Annotated in this window: 17 protein-coding genes; 13 read left to right on the plus strand and 4 right to left on the minus strand. The window is 47.6% G+C overall.

Annotated features, from left to right (window positions below):
• The 8 genes from AC1DVJ_RS05535 (at position 1) to AC1DVJ_RS05570 (ending at position 9,380) form a co-directional block, all read left to right on the plus strand.
• On the plus strand, positions 1-981 hold the full coding sequence (locus AC1DVJ_RS05535) for a GDP-mannose 4,6-dehydratase (RefSeq protein ID WP_477589005.1): 981 nt from the start codon (positions 1-3) through the stop codon (positions 979-981).
• Entirely contained in the window at positions 978-2,351 is a 1,374-nt protein-coding gene (locus tag AC1DVJ_RS05540; RefSeq protein ID WP_477589006.1) for a UDP-glucose dehydrogenase family protein, read from the plus strand. Before AC1DVJ_RS05535 ends, AC1DVJ_RS05540 begins: the two co-directional genes overlap by 4 nt.
• A 699-nt stretch (positions 2,352-3,050) precedes the next feature.
• Positions 3,051-4,103, plus strand: coding sequence for an NAD(P)/FAD-dependent oxidoreductase (locus AC1DVJ_RS05545; RefSeq protein ID WP_477589007.1), 1,053 nt, complete (start codon positions 3,051-3,053; stop codon positions 4,101-4,103).
• Positions 4,104-4,253: 150 nt separating this feature from the next.
• The gene (locus tag AC1DVJ_RS05550; RefSeq protein ID WP_477589008.1) at positions 4,254-4,412 is read left to right on the plus strand and encodes a hypothetical protein; all 159 of its coding nucleotides are present in this window, start codon (positions 4,254-4,256) and stop codon (positions 4,410-4,412) included.
• Positions 4,394-4,744 (plus strand): CcdC protein domain-containing protein, encoded by a 351-nt coding sequence (locus tag AC1DVJ_RS05555; protein ID WP_477589010.1) that lies wholly within the window; start codon positions 4,394-4,396, stop codon positions 4,742-4,744. The genes AC1DVJ_RS05550 and AC1DVJ_RS05555 overlap by 19 nt, the downstream gene beginning before the upstream one ends.
• 346 nt (positions 4,745-5,090) lie before the next feature.
• Complete coding sequence (locus AC1DVJ_RS05560) at positions 5,091-6,068, plus strand: ornithine cyclodeaminase family protein (RefSeq protein ID WP_477589011.1); 978 nt, start codon at positions 5,091-5,093, stop codon at positions 6,066-6,068.
• A gap of 12 nt (positions 6,069-6,080) precedes the next feature.
• A complete protein-coding gene (locus tag AC1DVJ_RS05565) occupies positions 6,081-7,241 on the plus strand; it encodes a dipeptidase (RefSeq protein WP_477589012.1) in 1,161 nt (386 codons plus the stop codon).
• A 12-nt stretch (positions 7,242-7,253) separates the two neighbouring features.
• Positions 7,254-9,380, plus strand: coding sequence for a CocE/NonD family hydrolase (locus tag AC1DVJ_RS05570; protein ID WP_477589014.1), 2,127 nt, complete (start codon positions 7,254-7,256; stop codon positions 9,378-9,380).
• 108 nt (positions 9,381-9,488) lie between these two features.
• On the opposite strand, the gene AC1DVJ_RS05575 is transcribed toward AC1DVJ_RS05570, so the two are convergent.
• The 3 genes from AC1DVJ_RS05575 to AC1DVJ_RS05585 form a co-directional block, all read right to left on the minus strand.
• Positions 9,489-9,824, minus strand: a complete 336-nt coding sequence (locus AC1DVJ_RS05575) for a hypothetical protein (protein WP_477589015.1) — start codon at positions 9,822-9,824, stop codon at positions 9,489-9,491.
• A complete protein-coding gene (locus AC1DVJ_RS05580) occupies positions 9,799-10,482 on the minus strand; it encodes a hypothetical protein (RefSeq protein WP_477589016.1) in 684 nt (227 codons plus the stop codon). The genes AC1DVJ_RS05575 and AC1DVJ_RS05580 overlap by 26 nt, the downstream gene beginning before the upstream one ends.
• A gap of 128 nt (positions 10,483-10,610) precedes the next feature.
• Positions 10,611-11,249, minus strand: a complete 639-nt coding sequence (locus AC1DVJ_RS05585) for a transmembrane-type terpene cyclase (RefSeq protein WP_477589017.1) — start codon at positions 11,247-11,249, stop codon at positions 10,611-10,613.
• Positions 11,250-11,433: 184 nt separating this feature from the next.
• Here AC1DVJ_RS05585 and AC1DVJ_RS05590 point away from each other — a divergent pair, with 184 nt between their 5' ends.
• From AC1DVJ_RS05590 to AC1DVJ_RS05605, 4 genes are all read left to right on the plus strand, one after another.
• Positions 11,434-12,198 (plus strand): GTP pyrophosphokinase, encoded by a 765-nt coding sequence (locus AC1DVJ_RS05590; RefSeq protein WP_477589019.1) that lies wholly within the window; start codon positions 11,434-11,436, stop codon positions 12,196-12,198.
• Positions 12,199-12,277: 79 nt separating this feature from the next.
• A complete protein-coding gene (locus AC1DVJ_RS05595) occupies positions 12,278-12,502 on the plus strand; it encodes a hypothetical protein (RefSeq protein ID WP_028555525.1) in 225 nt (74 codons plus the stop codon).
• 3 nt (positions 12,503-12,505) lie between these two features.
• Positions 12,506-12,940 (plus strand): DUF6526 family protein, encoded by a 435-nt coding sequence (locus AC1DVJ_RS05600; RefSeq protein ID WP_477589020.1) that lies wholly within the window; start codon positions 12,506-12,508, stop codon positions 12,938-12,940.
• Positions 12,941-13,095: 155 nt separating this feature from the next.
• Positions 13,096-16,707, plus strand: a complete 3,612-nt coding sequence (locus AC1DVJ_RS05605; RefSeq protein ID WP_477589022.1) for an Npt1/Npt2 family nucleotide transporter — start codon at positions 13,096-13,098, stop codon at positions 16,705-16,707.
• 552 nt (positions 16,708-17,259) lie between these two features.
• Here the strand turns inward: AC1DVJ_RS05605 and AC1DVJ_RS05610 are convergent.
• A complete protein-coding gene (locus AC1DVJ_RS05610; RefSeq protein ID WP_477589023.1) occupies positions 17,260-17,553 on the minus strand; it encodes a hypothetical protein in 294 nt (97 codons plus the stop codon).
• Positions 17,554-17,784: 231 nt separating this feature from the next.
• On the opposite strand from AC1DVJ_RS05610, the gene pdaA reads away from it, so the two are divergent.
• On the plus strand, positions 17,785-18,498 hold the full coding sequence (gene pdaA / locus AC1DVJ_RS05615) for a delta-lactam-biosynthetic de-N-acetylase (protein ID WP_477589270.1): 714 nt from the start codon (positions 17,785-17,787) through the stop codon (positions 18,496-18,498).
• The last annotated feature ends 51 nt before the right edge of the window (positions 18,499-18,549 follow it).

Genomic DNA, 18,549 nt, shown 5'->3' on the forward strand with positions numbered 1-18,549 from the left:
TTGAAAAAAGTCATTGTGACGGGTGCGGCTGGATTTCTTGGTTCGTGTCTGACCAAAAAGCTGCTAGCCGACGGAAACCAGGTTATCGGAATCGATAATTTGCTTACCGGTAAAATCAGCAATCTTTCAGGGTTACAAAAAAGTGCAAATTTTATGTTTATCCAGATGGATATCGTTTCAGAAGCTATTTTAAATATGAAACAGTTGGTAGGGGTTGAAGAAATCTATCATCTAGCCTCCCCAGCATCCCCTAAATTTTATCAATCTGCTGCTCTCGAAACAATCGCAGTCAACACAATTGGAACTAAAAATATGTTAGAACTGACTAGATCCAATGGAGCAAGAATGGTTTATACCAGTACAAGCGAAGCATATGGAGATCCAGAAATGCACCCACAGCAAGAAATATATCGGGGTAACGTCAATACATGGGGACCCAGAGCCTGTTATGATGAAGCCAAAAGACTCGGTGAAGTATACTGCTATGAGTATTATCATCAATTTAAAGTACGTGTAAAAGTTGCACGTATTTTTAATACTTATTCGGCGAATCTACGTAACGACGACGGACGAGTGATTTCAAATTTTGTGAACCAGGCCATAAGGGGGCAAGATATTACCGTCTACGGGGATGGAAGTCAAACGAGGTCTTTTTGCTTTGTAGATGATACGATACAAGGACTTATGGTGATGATGGAAAAGGATTCGGCTACAGGAGAAATCATTAACCTTGGTAATCCCCAAGATTACACTGTGTTACAAGTTGCGGAGCTTGTAAAGAAGCTGGCAAATTCCAATAGCCGCATCACGTTTCATAACCTCCCGAAGGATGATCCTAAGCTACGTTGTCCGGCTATTAGTAAAGCTAAAAGTCTCCTCAATTGGGAGCCTCAAATCACTTTAGAGGAAGGGCTTTTAAGGACTATTGGGATATACCATTCGCAGTGGAACGAGTCAGAAGGAGGGGAGAGGGGAGCATGAATGTGGTATGCGTAGGTTCAGGCTATGTCGGAAGTGTAACGGCTGCCGCATTTGCGATCGTAGGATATGATACGACCGTTATCGATATTGACTTGAACAAGGTAGATTGTATAAACGCAGGTCGAAGTCCCATTTTTGAACCCGGTCTTGATTCGCTTATACAGCAAAAGGTCGGTAAATCGTTGAAAGCATCCGGTTCGTATCATGACGTGAATGATGCGGACGTTGTATTTATATGTGTTGGTACGCCTTCACTTAGTGATGGTACCTCAGACTTGCGCTTTGTGGAGGCTGCTGCCCGTTCAATAGGAGAGAATTTGAACACACAACGATTCACAGTCATCGTTAACAAGTCTACGGTTCCGGTCGGTACTGCCGATCTCGTTACCATGATCATTGAAGAGGCGTCAGGATTGAAAGCAGAGGAGCAATATGCTGTCATTAGTAACCCTGAATTTTTGAGGGAAGGCTTTGCACTAGAAGACATTTTTTTTCCTGATCGCATTGTGATTGGTACAATAAATTCAAGAGCAAGAACGATCATGAGGGAGCTGTATAGACCTTTCGTTGAGCGGCTTTATAATAATGAGGACGTTATGAGCTCCTTACCATTTGAAATAGACAAGAATCGACAGAAACCCGTCTATTTTGAAACCGATGGGAAAAGTGCGGAACTAATCAAATATGCTTCAAATGCGTTTTTAGCCGTTAAAATAAGCTATATTAATGAAATCGCAAGATTATCAGAAGCACTCGGCTCAAACATTTCAGATATTGCAAGAGGGATGGGGCTCGACTCGCGAATCGGCGAGAAGTTTCTGCAGGTTTCAAGTGGTTGGAGCGGTAGCTGTTTTCCCAAAGATACGGGGGAATTATTAGCGACCAGCCAAAAATACGGGCGGGAGCTCGCCGTCGTTAAAGCAGCAGTCGAATCTAACCATCAAATGTACCAATTTTGCGTGCAAAAGATTCAACGGAAATTAAAAAGCTTAAACGGTAGGACAATCGGAATTATAGGGTTAACATTTAAGCCGGATACGGATGACGTGCGTCAAACGCAAGCAATTATTATTATTAACAAACTTCTTCAGTTTGGGACAAGGATAAGAGTCCATGATCCGAAGGGGATGAGAATGTTTCAAAGTATGCATGAAGATCTGCCCATTCACTATTGTAACAATGCCGAAGATGCTGCTGATCGTGCAGACGCGCTCGTTCTATTGACGCATTGGAATGATTATCAACGATTAGATTGGAAGCGAATATACAATTCGATGAAAACTTCTTATATCTTGGACACACGCAATTTTTTGCCGGCAATCGAGCTGCGTGAAATTGGTTTTGACTATGAAGGTATAGGTATAGTATAGTGGCGCCTGTGCTCGTAGTTAAAAATAAAGTTAAAAACGTACTATTGTGTAGATCAATATCTCAGTAAACTTAGTTCCGTTACTCAACCACCATGAAAATTAAAAACTAGCTGTCGAAGAAAAGGAAATTGGTGATCAGTAAATCCGTAAATCAGGAAACTTCGAAAGTTGTAACATTGTAGCCTAGTGTTTCAAGTCTTCGGACTGAGTTCCTTACAATAGCCCAAGTTTTTGTCTATCAAAGGAGTCAGACGATCGACATTCCTCTCCCAGACGTAGTAGCAGTATTGACGGTTTAAATCTTTTTTCATTTTCATCCTCTGCGCTGCATGAACGGGATGGAGAACGATAGTTAAGGAGTCTGCTTAGCGGCAGAGCTCCTCTTCGTATTATTAGGTCAACCAAAAATATCTGGTTGGCCTTTTTTTAGGTTCGGTATAAGATGGCGGTAGCCGGGAGAACGAGCTCCTTTTAGGGGGAAAACCCCGGAAACAAAACTGTTCTCCCACTGCCACCCAATAACCATGTTTGAGCTGGTAGAGACCTAGATCTCGTATCACAAGCGAAGCTATGGCGTTGGAGCTATCGTGGGAATGCCGGTAAAATCGATGTCAGATAGTTGAAAAAATGCACAAAACGCAGTATGATTCATTAATAATGATTCTCAATCGCAATTAGTGGGGCAAGGAGTGGACGTATATGGAGCAGCACGAATTGTTTGATGTAACAGTTATTGGCGGGGGGCCAGCAGGACTCTACTCGGCTTTCTATAGTGGACTTCGTGAAATGAAGACCAAAATTATTGAATTCCAGCCGCGGCTTGGCGGAAAAATACATGTCTATCCCGAAAAAATGATCTGGGACGTAGGCGGCATCACGCCGACACCTGGAGCGAAGCTGATCACTCAGCTTGTTGAGCAAGGCCTTACGTTCAGCCCTGAGGTTGTTTTGAATGAGAAGGTTGAAGCTATTGCAAAAAACGAAGATGATATCTTCGTCCTGCGCACGACATCGGGGCAGCTTCACTACTCCAAGACCGTAATCGTCGCTGTCGGCTCCGGCATCCTCAACCCGAAAAAGCTGGAGATCGAAGGCGCAGAGCGCTACGAAGTGTCCAATTTGAACTATACGGTGAAGTCGCTGGAGCGCTTTAAGAACAAGACTGTCGTCATTTCTGGCGGCGGTAACTCAGCTGTAGATTGGTCCAATGAGCTGGAGCCTTTTGCGAAGCAGGTCATTTTGAGCTATCGCAAAGATCAGCTGACAGGGCACGAAGCTCAAGTGAAGCAGCTCCAGAATAGTTCCGTGGCGTGTTATTTGAACACTTCGATTACGAAGCTTTTTGCTGCTGGGGAGGACGCATCCATTGAACGCGTTGAGCTAACGAACCATGAGACGGGCGAAGTGACCTCATTTCATGTAGATGAAGTGATTATCAACCATGGCTATGATCGCGATACGACGCTGCTCGAAAATAGTGAAATCGAGATCGAGAGAGCTGAGAATTACTATATTGCAGGTAACGCGAACAGCGAATCTTCTGTGCCAGGACTTTATGCAGCAGGTGACATTCTTCATCATCCAGGGAAAGTGCATCTGATTGCTGGAGCGTTCCAGGATGCGGCGAATGCGGTGAATAAAGCCAAACAGTACATCCAGCCTACAGCAGAGAAGAGCGCCATGGTCTCCTCGCATAATCAAGTATTCAAGAATCGGAATAAAGAGCTAGTGAAGCAAATGTTTCAATCATAACCTGGTTAAGCTACATATCAGCGTTACAAAAAGCACCCCGCGGGGTGCTTTTTTTCGTCCAAGTGCGTGAGTCGGTCTCCAGACGGAGGTAAATTCGCAGAAGTAACTTTATAATTTGGTACAACTAATCATCGAAAGGGGCACTAGGGTATGAATGCTGAAACACTCATCGGTTATGGGATCGGTGCTGTGATTATCGTTTTGGTCATTTGGCTTAGAACGCGAGGAAAAGCAAAGCCGATCAAGAACAAAGGAAGAGGTATGCTGATTCCGGTCTTTCTGCTCTCATTGTGTTCGGTCTTAGTCTGAGCTCGCTGACAAATATACCTGATCATCCTTTTCATCTCCCGGCGATTTGGGAACTCCTTTGTGCAGGTGTACTCGGCGTAGGATTAGGCAGTATTATGCTGTACCATACGGGGTATGAGAAGCGGGACGATGGTTTCGTATATGCGAAGCCAAACCCCAACTTTAAGTATGTGATCATTGCCGTCATTGCGTTCCGCTTGATATTATCCCAGTATTTCAAAGGCTTGGATCCTACGGAATTCGCCGTGTTGACGATGGTCATGGCGTATTTATACATTTGTGTATGGCGGATTGGCAGCTTCATCAAGTACCGTAAAGTGAGCGCTGGATAAATTGAAAATATGGTAGAAAAAGCGCCTTAGGGGCGCTTTTTTTAGTTCGATCTAGTAATGGGGGAAGTTGTGGAACGTGGGGACGCTATTTGTCCCAAAATAGCTATTTTTCAAAAGATACGGAACGTGAGTACGCTATTTCTAAAAAATTGCTTGAAAACGGCTGTTTTCGTGGAAATAGCGGAATGTCGTTCCGTAACTCGACGGATATCGCTCATTTACCCGAAATAGCGGAACGTCGTTCCGTATCTCGGACAGCAAGCCTAAATCGTAGTGCAGTCATGGATGTCTAGGTCGGCTCAGTTTGATATAATAGAATGAACTACATAAAAGCAGGTGATCCAAGATGTTAGTGATCAAGTCAACTGAAGTGCTAGAGCTTCTCACGATGCCAGCTTGCATCGATATCATGGAAGCTGTGCTCGCCGATTTGACGAATGGACAAGCCGTGCAAGCGTTAAGATCCGTTGTTCCGCTCGAAGGCGGCAATGTGATGGGGCTGATGCCAACGTATTTAAAAAGGGATGAGAAGGTTGGCGCCAAGGTGATTACCGTATTCCCGGGTAATCATGGAAAAGGCTATCCATCTCATCAAGGCTTTGTCTCACTGTTCAATTCGACCGACGGTCAATTGGAGGCGATTGTCGATGGCACCAAAATCACTGCCATCCGCACCGCAGCCGTGAGCGCGGTAGCAACGAAGCTGCTCGCTAACCCCGACGCAGCGACCCTTGCGGTGATCGGCACGGGCGAGCAGGCCCGTACACATATCGAGGCGATGGTGCTAGTGCGCCCGATCACGAAGATCATGGTATGGGGACCGAATCCGGCCCATGCCCAGAAGCTCAAGGCCGAGACGGAAAGCCGCTATCCGGCTGTCACTGTCGAGGCCGCTGAATCCGCACAGGCGGCTGTGGCCGATGCGGATATCATCTGCACGGTGACGGCGGCGACGACGCCGATCGTGCAGGGGGCGTGGATAAAAGAAGGCGCGCATGTGAACGCCGTAGGCGCTTGCCGAGCGAAGGATCGCGAGCTCGATACCGAGCTGGTGCGCCGAGCAGAGCTCTTCGTGGACCGCACGGAATCCGCTGTGAACGAAGCGGGTGATTACCTGATCCCTCTGCAGGAGGGGGCGATTGGGGCGGACCACATTTTAGCCGAAATTGGTGAGCTGTTGGTGGGTTCGAAAGAAGGAAGACGCAGAGGCACCTCCATCACCCTGTTTAAATCGTTAGGGCTTGCTTGCGAGGATTTAGCGGCAGCCAATTATATCTACAAAGAAGCGATTCGCACGCACAAAGGAACCCACATTGACTTCTAGGAGTGAGCATCGATGAACGCAACAGATGGACTATATCCTTTTAACCTTACACCAGAGCAAGAAGCGCGCGCACGGGAGCTGCATGATAGCTCGATTATTATTGATCTTTTGTTCCAGGGACCACTGTCCCCGAAGGCGATTCCGGAGGCAGTATCAGAGAGCATTCGTGAGGCATGTGAGCCTTTCAAAGAGGATTCATGGACATACAGCGCAATGCCGAGCAAAATCATTCACGACATGGCGGCCCGCGGAGAGATCTCCGAGTTCAAAGACGAGTGGTACCGTTCTGGTATCACGGCAGGGAATCGTCAGTTGGATGTATCTAGTGTGGACAAGATTCTCATCAGTATGGGTGATATTCAGCGTCAATTTGATGCGAACGATTGGCTAGTTAAGGTTGTGACGGCTGAGCAGATTCGTGCTGCGAAGAGAGACAATTTGAAGGCGGGGATCGTTACCGCACAGGAAACCGATGGTCTCGGCAAGAACCTGGAGCTGCTCGAGGCGATGTACAATTTTGGGCTGAGAGTGCTGCAGCTTACGTATAACAATCAGAATTATATTGCATCAGGCTGTGCCGAAGAGGCTAATGGCGGCGTGAGCAAGTTCGGTATGCGTTTTATTAGCAAAATGAATGAGCTAGGCATCCTCGTCGATACGAGTCATTGTGGGAAACAAACGACGCTGGACGCGTGTAGGCTTTCGACAGCGCCAGTGATTGCTTCGCACACCGGGGTTGAGAACATCTACCGTCATATGCGCTGCAAAAGCGATGAGGAATTCCAAGCCATTGCCGCAACGGGCGGCGTAATTGGCGTGTTTGCGATGCCGTGGTTCGTCCACGGGGATCCGAATGATACGACGATTGAGCATGTGCTCGATCACATGGATTATCTTGTCCGACTGGTCGGCGTGGACCATGTCGGGATTGGTACCGACTGGCCGATGAGCGATGTGGCGTGGTCGTTGGTCTATTTTAAAGAGCATATTGCGCCTCGCATTGGGTTTGCCAAAGGGGATGGGCCCTCGACGGAAACGGTGAAGGGGCTTGAGAAGTATAGCTATTTTATTAATTTTACCCGTGGTTTGGTGGCAAGAGGTTACTCGGATGAGGATGTTCGGAAAATGATGGGCGGCAACTGGCTGCGCGTGTTTGAAGCGGTGTGTGGATAGGAGATGGCGGAGATGACGAGAGAGCGATGGACGAGCAGTTATAAGCTGTATGCGGCGGGCGTATTTGAGGGAACGATTCGTTTTACGGAGAGCGCGATTCTGCATGCCAAGGTGGATTCACGTCGACGTACGCAGATGCAAGAGAATGTGCTGGCCGAACAGGCAGGCTTTATACTTCCTTTGCAGAAAATCATGTCGAATCAGTCCCATTATGCCGCCGCTGAGTGGCAGGGGGATAATACAGTTACACTGGGGAACGGTGAGCTGTATCAGAAGCATGTCCAATATACTGCTGAGGTAGAGGGGCAAGTAGTGACCTCGCAAGTATGGGCTTTGCGTAAGGATACCGCGCTCGATATCGTGACAGTGGATGGCTGCATCGTGGCTTTTGTGGCCCCGAACCGCTATGGCATGGAAGTGCTGGTCGTGGAGGGATATGAGGCTGTGACACCGTTGAGGGAGTATGCGGATCCTTTATTGTCTGCTGCACAGTATGGGGTGAATGACCTCGGAACAGACCTGATCCCGATGCGGGATGGCGTTTGTTTGGCGACGGATGTGTATCTACCAGAGGGCGTAGCGGCAGGCATGAAGCTGCCTACGATTCTGATCCGCACGTGCTATGACCGCAATATGCGGAAGACGTTTTTCAAGCGGTGGGCGAACAAAGGCTACGCCGTCGTCAATCAGGATGTTCGCGGACGCGCCGATTCGGAAGGGGAGCTAGTGCCGTTCTTCTATGAGCGGGACGATAGCTCGGATACGATTGATTGGATCGTCGCACAGGAATGGTCCGACGGCAATGTTGGCATGTGGGGCGCGTCTTACCTCGGCTACGTAGTAACAGCCGCTGCGACAAGCGGGCACCCGAACTTGAAGGCCGTCGTGAACGAAGTGAACGTCGGTTCGCCGTTCGTCGATACGGTGCGCAAAGGCGGCACCGTGTGCTCTTGGCCTTTGCTGTGCTGGACGTTGGCGCAGTCGGTGGGGACGCGGACGGATTTTGATATTTTCGGTGGCCGGACGGTTAGCCCCGAGAAGGCTGTCGATGCGAGACCGATCCGCGAGATTCCGCAGCAGATGCTTGGGAAAGCATCCGGCCCGTGGGATCTATGGAGCGAGCATCCGGATTACGACGACTTCTGGCGTAACTGCACGTATAGTGAGCGCGGAGAGCATGTGAAGGCGCCGATGTTTGTCATTTCGGGTTGGTACGATGGCGACAGCGCGGGGGTATCGGAGACTTGGCGGATGCTCACGAAGCACGATGTGCCGAACCGCAAAATCTGGCTCGGCCCGTGGGAGCACGGCCCGAATCGTGCCCGCGATCTGCTAGACACCAGCTTCAGTAACGATGCTGTTGTGTATAACTACGATGTGAACGTGCTGCGCTGGTTTGATCGGTTTTTGAAGGGCATTGCCAATGGCATCGAGCAGGAGCCTCGGGCGAGTTACTACGTGGTCGGCACCAACGAGTGGCACACCTCGGATGATTGGACGCCGAGCGAGGCGACGGCGACGAAGTGGTTTTTGGGCAGCGGCGGGCGAGCCAACTCCAGCCTTGGGGATGGCGTGTTGACGCTGGGGGCACAGGCGCAACAGGCTGATTCGGATTCGTACGTGTACAATCCGGAAGAACCCGTCGCCGACAGCGGTGAGCGCGAGCCAGAGAATATGCGGCGGCATGAGCTGCGCAGCGACATCCTCGTGTACACGAGCGAGGTGCTGACGGAAGCAGTGACCGTGGCAGGCGAGCTATCATGCGAGTTGTACGCGTCGAGCAGCGGCGTCGACACGGATTGGGTCGTGACCTTAAGCGATGTGGACCCGAAGGGGAACTCCATTAAGCTGTCCAACTACATCGTGCGTGCGAAGTATCGCAAGGGGTTGGATGCACCGGAACTCCTGACGCCAGGGCAGGTGGAGAAGTACACGATATTTATCCAAAATATCGCACACACCTTCCCGCGCGGGCACTGCTTACGCTTTACTGTGACTTCGTCCAGTAAAATGATTGCATTCCCCAACACGAACACCGGGTTGAATCCGTATGAGGATCCGCAGCCGGTCGTGGTGACGCAGAAGATCTACCACTCGGAGGCGTATCCAAGTCATGTGAAGCTGCCGATTTTAGCATAGGCAAAGAAAAAGACACCTCTTTGGGGTGTCTTTTCTTGTTATTTCTTGAGGGTATGTTGTCTTAATCGAATAAATTCTAAGATATGAGTAAGTTCACGAAAATGTGTATTAGGCCGGCCCTCGGTATGTATCATTCTGAATATGGAAGGGATCATGGACGGAAATATGCGCTGGTGTTCCATCTGCATGATAATGTGCATGGAACTTCATAATCAGTTGTTGATTTTCTGCATACCAATCATACCAATACAACTCAATTTCTGTTTTGGTTTCCTCCAAGAATTCGATGCAGTACATTTTGGAGAAATCATGAAAAACGATTGTTTTGCGAATTGTTCTAGCATCGCTCGCAAGACCTTGTGCGCCATTTCGAATTTCCTGAATAATATCGGAGAAGTTTTTTTCGATAAAAATGAAGTTACTCTTTGGTATTTCTAAACTCAAGTGTTTGCCTCCTTAGCAAGTGTTTCCAAACTTGAGCGTCTGTCTCTTCTTCGGGAGTAAATTCAGCTTTCGCACCGAGCGTCGCTTCATATTCACCATGATATTTATGCTCATACATCGCGATTTGGCGTGTATAGTAGTTTAAATTGTCTTCTTGCTGATGCTGTTGTTCATGCTCTAGCTCTTGCTGTTCCCACATTTTAACCACATCGTCGACTCTGAGTTTTTTACCCGTAGTTGTAACGTAAAATGTATCTCCGGGAATACGATTATGCTTGTGGTCACCTGCACGTTCAATGCCCTCAAATCGTCCTTGATCTAACCAATTGTGTATGGAAACGACAGAAACTCCGAAATATTTCGAGAGCTCTTTTATGCTGTAATCTTTCGTTGACTCTGTAATTATCTCTTTTTGATTATAAGCTTGAGTCAGTGCATGCTGTAATAAGTTTGAAAATTGCTCTTTAAAAACTTCTGTATTTTCAAATATGGACTCATCTAATGTTTGTACAAGCGTAGCATTATTCTGCACAGAATGGGCTAGAACTTTAAATAACAAAACACTATTATCATAACTACGATCAAGGAGTTCTACTACGATTTCTTGTGCATTCCTGCTAAATAAGTTTTTTTCCGCATAGGTTATCGGCATTAACATCACCCCATACCTCCATATTAATGCTTTTAGCTATGTTTTTCAATTAATTTAAATTGATTTTAAAGTAATTTAAAGTCATTAGTTATTATTATTCAAAATGGTGGATTTTAAACCTAGCTTTATTTCGTTCAGGCTGCATCTACTCGACGAGCCACCAACTCCGCCCGATGAACGATCACAATATAAATAAGATCCGCCACCGTCACTAACACACACATGATCGTTAGTAGAAATGAGTCCGGAAACAGAGAATAACAGAGCACGGAAGCGCACAAGGTACCCAGCATTTTATAATACGCGATATAAATAGACTGACCCTTCAGACCCTGCTTAAAGGGCAGCTCGATAAACAGAACGGACATCATCAAATTGATGCCAAAAGCTGTGTATTTGCCCACTTGATCATGGAACTCGACGACCATTCCGACATGGAGCAGCAGGGAAATCACAAGTAGGAAGAAAATCGCAGGTAGGAGTAATCGCGGCGGAAACTTAGGTTTGGCAAAGTAGACAGCTTGGAACAGAATGACGCAGTCCAGCAGGAACCAGACAAGTGAAATGATCATCTGCAGCGGGTGAAAAGGCATCACGAACGCGAATAGAAACTCCCACGTAATATTGGCGCATATGGCTGCTAATGGCATGCCGCAGGCGCGATCCTTGAACCCTTGGATAATGATGAGAATATAGGTGATTGTCCAAAAAATGGCCAGTCCATATTGCAGGAAGAGCTCCATTTGATTGGACAGCAGGTGTTGCATCGCCATAGTGGGAAAGCACATCCTTTCGCGGGTGTCTCTTTCCATTTCTATGTACAACCCTTGGGAAAAAGAAGGGGGTATGAGATCAGCGAAGGTGTCTTTTCTGTTCGCTAAATTTGCTTCGAGCGATCCTCATGATTTAAACTAGCAAAGAATGGAAAATAACCATGACCAAAGAATGGAGTTCTGCATGAATATGATCAGCAATCAAATTTCGATGAATGACTTGAAGAAGTTTAAACATGACATTACGCGCTTCATGATGACCTATAAGTTTGCACTGGATGAAATGGAAACAAGGATTGAAATCCTCGTTCAAGAATTCGAGATGCTGCATGAATATAACCCGATTGAACATACGAAATCTCGTTTGAAATCACCGGAAAGCATTGTTCAAAAGCTGATGAGAAAAGGGGGAGAGCTTTCTTTCGAAGGCATTAAGGGCAGCGTAAAGGACATTGCCGGCCTGCGAATTACATGCTCATTCGTCTCCGATATCTATGTCATCTCGAAGATGCTGAGAAACCAGAATGATCTCAATATTTTGAGCGAAAAGGATTATATTAAGAATCCGAAGCCGAATGGGTACCAAAGCTTACATTTGCTCATTGAAGTGCCTGTACATATGTCGGACCGCGAGGAGCGCGTCTGTATGGAAGTTCAAATTCGTACGATTGCCATGGACTGTTGGGCGAGCTTGGAGCATAAGATATTCTATAAATTCAGTGAAGGTAACCAAGCAGTACCAGGTCGTCTACTGGAGGAGTTGAAGCAAGCAGCAGCCTCCGCGGCAGCACTGGATTCACAGATGGAACGGCTGCATGCCGAGATCGGCTTGATTAAGGAAGAGCAGGCGGATATTGCCGAGGATGCTTTGAATCAGATTATGATAAGTAATCAGCAATTTGCGTTGCCGAAAGCACTGCTGGCACTAATGAGTGATGAGGAGTCTTAGGTGGCAGATGAAGGTAATTGGGTGAAAAATGTATTTTCGTGCTATAATAGAGAGATCGGAATGAGAAGGGTGCGAATACATGCAATCATTTGAAGACTGGAATCAAAAGGTGAAGACAACATTCAACGCGACAAGCAACGAAGTTGTCCTGACAGTGATGGAAGCAGGCAAAATTTTAGGTCTATCGAAAGATCAGATGAAGCAATACGTGGATAAGAACAATCTAACGAAAGTGCCCATCATGAGAAGTGTGCATCGTTATCTCTTATTAGAGAGAGAGATTACTGAGATTGTGGGGAAATAGTAGATGAAGGTTCAAAATTATGTTAACCATCGACGTATGCATCCGTTGTTTCATTATATGTTCACATTGTTAGCGCTAGGCTTAGTGGTTCTATCCATCATGCAGCTAGTGAGCGCCTTACAGGCCGACGATCAGGTGCTGCCAGCAGTCATGTTTGTACTCATTGCTGTCATTGTGGTTGTGATCTTTTTGCTTATCCGTTCCTACCCGATTAAGGTGCAGGATCGGGCGATTCGAGCAGAAGAGAACCTTCGGCACTTTGTGCTGACACAGAAGTTGCTGGATAAGAAGCTGACGATGGGACAAATTACGGCTTTACGCTTTGCATCGGATGAAGAATTTCCTGCACTTTGTAAGAAGGCAGCAGCTGAGCGGATGGCCCCAGATGCGATTAAGAAAGCGATTCGCAGCTGGAGAGGCGACAATTACCGAGTATAAGATGGTTTTCACTTTATGAAAGACACATCCGCGGATGATGTCTTTTTTTGTGCTTGTATACGTCATTTTGTAGAAAAAGTAGTTATTTTTTCCTAGGACTTCTGGTACAATTTTAGGGGAGAGTCTGATCGTTTGATTTGAAAATGAGGTGTCGTGTGAACAGCAGTATTAGTAAAAAGTATCAATCCTTTTTAGATAAGTTCACAGAGGATAAGAAGGAATACAGGAAGGTATTTCTGTTATTTACTTATTTATTCTTTGTGGTGTCAGCTTCAACGATCGGACGAACAGCGGCAGATACACTCTTCCTAAGTCGATTCGACAATTCTTATTTGTCCTTGATGTACTTGCCGCAGGCACTCGTGATGATTACGGCAGGCATCGTATTCCAACGTTTCTCCCCCAAGGTACGCCTAGAAACGCTTCTAAAACTGATGATTCCATTAATTTCGACCTTCGTTCTGATCTCTAGATTCGGCGTAGGGCTGGAGCTGCGATGGGTGTTTCCGGTCATTTATATCGGCTATGATGTGTTCAATTTTCTGATGATCGTATGCTTCTGGCAGTTCGCTACCTCGGTCATGGACCAGCGGAAAGCGAAGCAGATGATCGGACTCGTTGGCAGCGGGGGGATTATGGGCGGGATTTTAAGCGGTTTCGGCCTCAAAGTCCTAGTTCCGCTCGTAGGAACAGCGAATTTAATCTATGTGTACGCAGTTCTGCAGTTACTCGGTCTTGTCGCTGTTTTTCTCGTATTGGGTATGACCAAAGACAACGGTGATTCGAAGCCGGCACAGGCGCGCAAAACAGCTGCTAAGTCGTCATCCGTACAGCAAAAAGGCGGCCTTTTCGCGAGCGTTCCGCATCTCAAATATGTCGCAATATTGGCTGCTGCACTCGTTGTGTCGCTAACCTTAATTGACTACCAGTTCAAGGTCATTTTACGTGGCACCTTGCAAAATGAGGCATTAGCCGGCTTCATGGGAAGCTTTTACGGCTTCTCTGGGTTGATTGCCCTCTGTGTGCAATTGCTCGTGTCAGGGCGTGTGATTACGCGATTTGGCGTGATGACGGCGCTGTTAATTTTCCCGATCGCTCTCTTCGCAGGGAGTCTCGGGATTCTCGTACTGCCGATCCTTGCTATGGCGGTTGTTGTCAAAGGGAGCGATAAGGTCGTCGGCGACACGATTTACTCCTCTGTGAGCCAGTTAGTAATGTTCCCCGTGCCTCCAGAATGGCGGAATAAAGCGAAGGGATTTTTGGACGGGATTGTTCGGAATGGTGCCAAAGGACTTGCGGCCATCTGTCTTCTCCTCGTTACGCGATTCGTAGCCCCAGAGAAGCTGAGCTATATCGTGTTAGTTTTGCTCGTTGTGGGGATTTTCGCGGGCATCAAGGTAAAGAAAGCGTACTTGACGACGCTATTGTCGAATCTCAAAACTGGCGGCGACGACCTGCAAAAGGTCGAGCTTAATCTGATGGATTCCGTTACTCGGCAAATCCTGATCGATGCGCTGAATGGCTCAGACAAGCAGCAAGCTCTGTATGCGTTCGGTCTTTTGAAAGAGACAAGCTCATTTGACCTAACACCGCATTTGGACGGCCTGCTGCATCACCCCATAACTGAAATTCGCTTAGAAGCCTTGGCGTATGTGGAGGTGAAGGTACCGAAAGGTTTTGAACCCCTCCTGCAGACCCTGATAGCAGTGGAACACACACAAGTCAGAGCGAAAGCGATTATCGCCCTTTCGGCTTATGCCGAAGAAGATTATGTTGAAGAGATTACGGTTCATTTAGATGACCAATCCGTTGAGGTTCAGGCCGCAACCATCGCTGGCTTAGTCAAATACTATAGCATTGAAGGCATGTTTCGTGCGGTTGGGAAGCTGAAAGAAATGATGAAGAGCGGACACGAAGAGGAACGGATTGCAATGGCCGCGTTATTCGGACAAATCCGTGTAAAAAACTTCTATAAGCCACTCATTTCCCTCTTGCAGGATAACAGTCCGCTGGTTCGAATTCGAGCTTTGGAGTCAGCCGCGATCCTCCACGTGCCACCGTTACTTGTACCGATTATTGGTATGCTAAAAGATAGCAAAACCCGGCGCTACGCCATCGACGCGCTTGCAGCCTATGACGAAGATGATGTGCTGCCACAGCTGGCACCATATTTGGAGCAGCAGGAAATTAGCTTATATTTGCCGGCGGTGTTTGAACGAATTGCTACACAACGAGCGATGGACATGTTGTTTGCTTGCTATGAGAGGGCACCTTATGCCTTGCGTGACCGTATTTTAGAGTCATTGCAACGCATGTGTAAGCAATTGCCTCAGCCCGATAGTGGGAAAGTGGAGGCGTATATCTTCCAAGAGTTGCAGCTCTATGCGGAGTTTGCTGAGCATGGCGCAAGTGTCGTTGGCGTAGCTGACTATGCGGATATTGCGAATATCATTGGCGAAATTCGGTCAGCGATTACGCGACGGGTGTTTTTATTACTCGCCCTCTTGCATGATGGGCAAACGATGCAGGCTGTGTATCTGGACTGGTCGGAAGGTGACTCACGTCAACAGGCCAATGCGGAAGAGGTTATCGATCAGACGCTGCAAGGGACTTTGCGTACGAACATGGCTAAATTCATGGCAGGCTCACGGACGGTAGCGAAAGCAGCAGCTAGCAAGGTAGAGCTGAACCTGCATTTGAGCTGGTTAGCCGAGCAAGGAGACGATTGGCTAACACAAACGATACAGTACCATACCCTTCGGAAGTCGTCAGAAGTGTCTGTGAACGTCGAACTCGCGGATCTGATGCACCGTGTGCAACTGCTTCGTCGTGTATCGTTATTCCAGGGTCTCACGAGTAGAGACCTATCTGTTATTGCTAAGCGACTGCATAAAATGGCCGTCGAACAAGGGAATACCATCATTAAAGCGGGTGATACAGGCGATTCCCTTATGCTGGTAGATGAGGGCAGAGCCGGGGTATATCGCGACAAACAGCTCCTCGGTGAACTGAAACTAGGCGATTGCTTCGGTGAGATGGCGATTCTGACGAACAGCGCGCGGACAGCGACGATTAAGGCGGAAGAAAATATGGTGCTGTGGCGGCTGGATTCATCCGTGTTCTTCGATATGATGTTCGATCAGACGAGCATTGCAGTTGAAATGATGAAGCTGCTTTCACGCAGGCTGCGCTCCGAGCTGGAGCGTGGTCAGGGGAAAGGGCAGGCTTCCGAGGTGGAGCAAGGACAAGTGCTAGATAAGAATAACGAAGCTGCACGGTCGGAGCTTGCACTTGCGCAGGCAGAAGCCGCGGCAGCGGCGCTCCAAGAGCCTGAGGGTGCGAGGGAATTGACAAGAGACGAAATGATTTTACGTCGGATCCTCGTACTGCAAAAGATCGACCTATTTGCCCATCTGGGCCCAGATGACTTCATTTGGCTGGCCCAAATGGTCGATGAAGTCGCCTATGAGCCAGGCGAAGCGATCTGTCGCGCTGGTGACTTCGGGGATACCATGTATGGGATCATCGAAGGCAGCATCCGCGTGCACCGTGGCAGCGAAGAGTTTGCGCTGCTGGGCGAAGGAGCCTTCTTCGGCGAAATGGCAATCATCGACAGCGGCCCTCGCTCGGCGGATTGCACCGCGAAGGAGCCAACCGTATTGCTCCAGCTGCATCGTGATCTCGTGCTGAGCTTTTGCTTCCAGAACATCGATGTACTGCGCAGTATGATGCGCGTTATTGCGGATCGCCTGCGTGGCATGATCTAGCGTGGTAAAGTGAAAGGATGCCAACCGTGGTAACGGCTTGGCATCCTTTTTGGATTTGGGCGGCGGCGAAGCTTACCCCTTATTATGGCTCGTGGATACGCCCGGTTCCCGGTTCCCCAACCCCAGAAAGCACCACAGCTCTTGAATCTAACTGGATTTTCTCCATCTAATTGAACCGTATTTCTCGTATCCGTGGGATTAAATGTATTTCCTACAGTTAATTTTCAAGGTTTAGCCTGATTCTTCAAAATCTCTACAAATTAACTACATGTTTTCCAGCTATTCCTGCGAAACCGTTAGATTCGCGAAAATTAACTGTAGTTTATACAGCTAAAGACTAGGTCGGGCCCCCCATGCCAAGTTTGACAGACACAGCTTGTCTGTTCAGGCACTTTGCCGCTGGAGGCCAAGCCTATATTTAGATTAGCGGAGGTTTTCTGCTCGATAGAGATCTTCAAGATTTGCTAGTTTAAAACAATTTGAGCTACATACCGCGGCAAGGTTAAACGGTATCAGTAGCAAAAAAACACCCCAAGAAGGGGTGCCGCTCTATCACATGGCATATACGCTCTTACTAATGATTTCTGGTAATTCAGCACGCTGAGCCAAATATTGCTCTGATGTGATGCTGCCATTGAATAGACGAGCCTGAAGTTGCTCCATTAGCTCCGCTAATTGGAGTTCAATGACCTTCTGTACATCAACCTGATTAGCTCTCGCGATATCGGCTAGAGAAAACCCGTTATATTGTGCTTGATATATGTCTTCTTCCGAAGATAGCTTTAGGATATGCAGTAAATCTTCTTTGATTGGCTTAGTATCACGTCTACGAATTGAAATCTCCACCCCTACAAATCATGTACTCACTCTATTGTATTCAAGTGAAAGCCAAGTGGAATGGGGGGATATCACAGATTTCGGATGAGAAAAAATATAATGTGGCATATTAGTAACAGTCCAACTTGGCTGTAACTCACCACCACAACTTATCACACAAGGCAAGGAGTGAATGACATCCACGTGAAAATCTTGCGAATTATACTGCTTTCTCTGGCCTTATTGGCGGGGCAAGTGACAATGGTGTCTGCCGATGGATCGTATCATTTTGGTTTCAAAAAAAGCGTCAATGGTCAGCCGCCATCCATCGATCAAGAAGGCTTCAAGGGTCTCTTGAAGCAGCATGGGGCTGTTTTTACAGGCGATCAGTCGCTCAAGGAATTGTACTTAACCTTCGATAATGGGTATGAACAAGGCTACACAGGCAGGATTCTGGATGTGCTGAAAGAGAAGCAGGTACCTGCTATATTTTTCGTGACAGGCCATTACATTCGGACGGAACCGGAGCTGCTGAAGCGCATGACCTCAGAGGGACACCTGATCGGGAACCACTCGTGGAGCCATCCCGATATGAGTCAAATTTCGGCAGAACGTATTCAGAAAGAGCTGAACCAAGTGAAAGATGAGGTCGCTGCAGTTACGGGGCAAAAGGACATGCACTATCTGCGCACGCCGCGGGGTATCTTCAATGACCGTTCGCTGGCTGTCAGCCAAGGCCTTAACTACACCAATGTGTTCTGGTCCGTTGCGTACCGTGACTGGGAACCGAAGAAGCAGAAGGGCTGGGAGTATGCTTATAAAAATGTGATGGCCCAGCTGCACCCAGGCGCCGTCATCCTGCTGCATTCCGTATCTAGTGATAATACGGAAGCACTTGGTAAGATTATTGATGCTGCCAGAGCGCAGGGCTATCAATTCAAGAGTCTGAACGAGATGAAGCTTCACACGCCGTAATATGACAATAAAAGGACCGTCCCTTAAGGTAATGAAACCTTGAGGGACGGT

This window comes from Paenibacillus sp. P4_A9 (genome assembly GCF_056402415.1).

Coding starts and splice junctions, on each gene's coding strand:
- AC1DVJ_RS05540 (WP_477589006.1), top strand. CDS start 978: ATGAATGTGGTATGCGTAGGTTCAGGCTATGTCGGAAGTGTAACGGCT.
- AC1DVJ_RS05545 (WP_477589007.1), top strand. CDS start 3,051: ATGGAGCAGCACGAATTGTTTGATGTAACAGTTATTGGCGGGGGGCCA.
- AC1DVJ_RS05550 (WP_477589008.1), top strand. CDS start 4,254: ATGAATGCTGAAACACTCATCGGTTATGGGATCGGTGCTGTGATTATC.
- AC1DVJ_RS05560 (WP_477589011.1), top strand. CDS start 5,091: ATGTTAGTGATCAAGTCAACTGAAGTGCTAGAGCTTCTCACGATGCCA.
- AC1DVJ_RS05565 (WP_477589012.1), top strand. CDS start 6,081: ATGAACGCAACAGATGGACTATATCCTTTTAACCTTACACCAGAGCAA.
- AC1DVJ_RS05570 (WP_477589014.1), top strand. CDS start 7,254: ATGACGAGAGAGCGATGGACGAGCAGTTATAAGCTGTATGCGGCGGGC.
- AC1DVJ_RS05580 (WP_477589016.1), bottom strand. CDS start 10,482: ATGTTAATGCCGATAACCTATGCGGAAAAAAACTTATTTAGCAGGAAT.
- AC1DVJ_RS05585 (WP_477589017.1), bottom strand. CDS start 11,249: ATGGCGATGCAACACCTGCTGTCCAATCAAATGGAGCTCTTCCTGCAA.
- AC1DVJ_RS05590 (WP_477589019.1), top strand. CDS start 11,434: ATGAATATGATCAGCAATCAAATTTCGATGAATGACTTGAAGAAGTTT.
- AC1DVJ_RS05595 (WP_028555525.1), top strand. CDS start 12,278: ATGCAATCATTTGAAGACTGGAATCAAAAGGTGAAGACAACATTCAAC.
- AC1DVJ_RS05600 (WP_477589020.1), top strand. CDS start 12,506: ATGAAGGTTCAAAATTATGTTAACCATCGACGTATGCATCCGTTGTTT.
- pdaA (WP_477589270.1), top strand. CDS start 17,785: ATGGTGTCTGCCGATGGATCGTATCATTTTGGTTTCAAAAAAAGCGTC.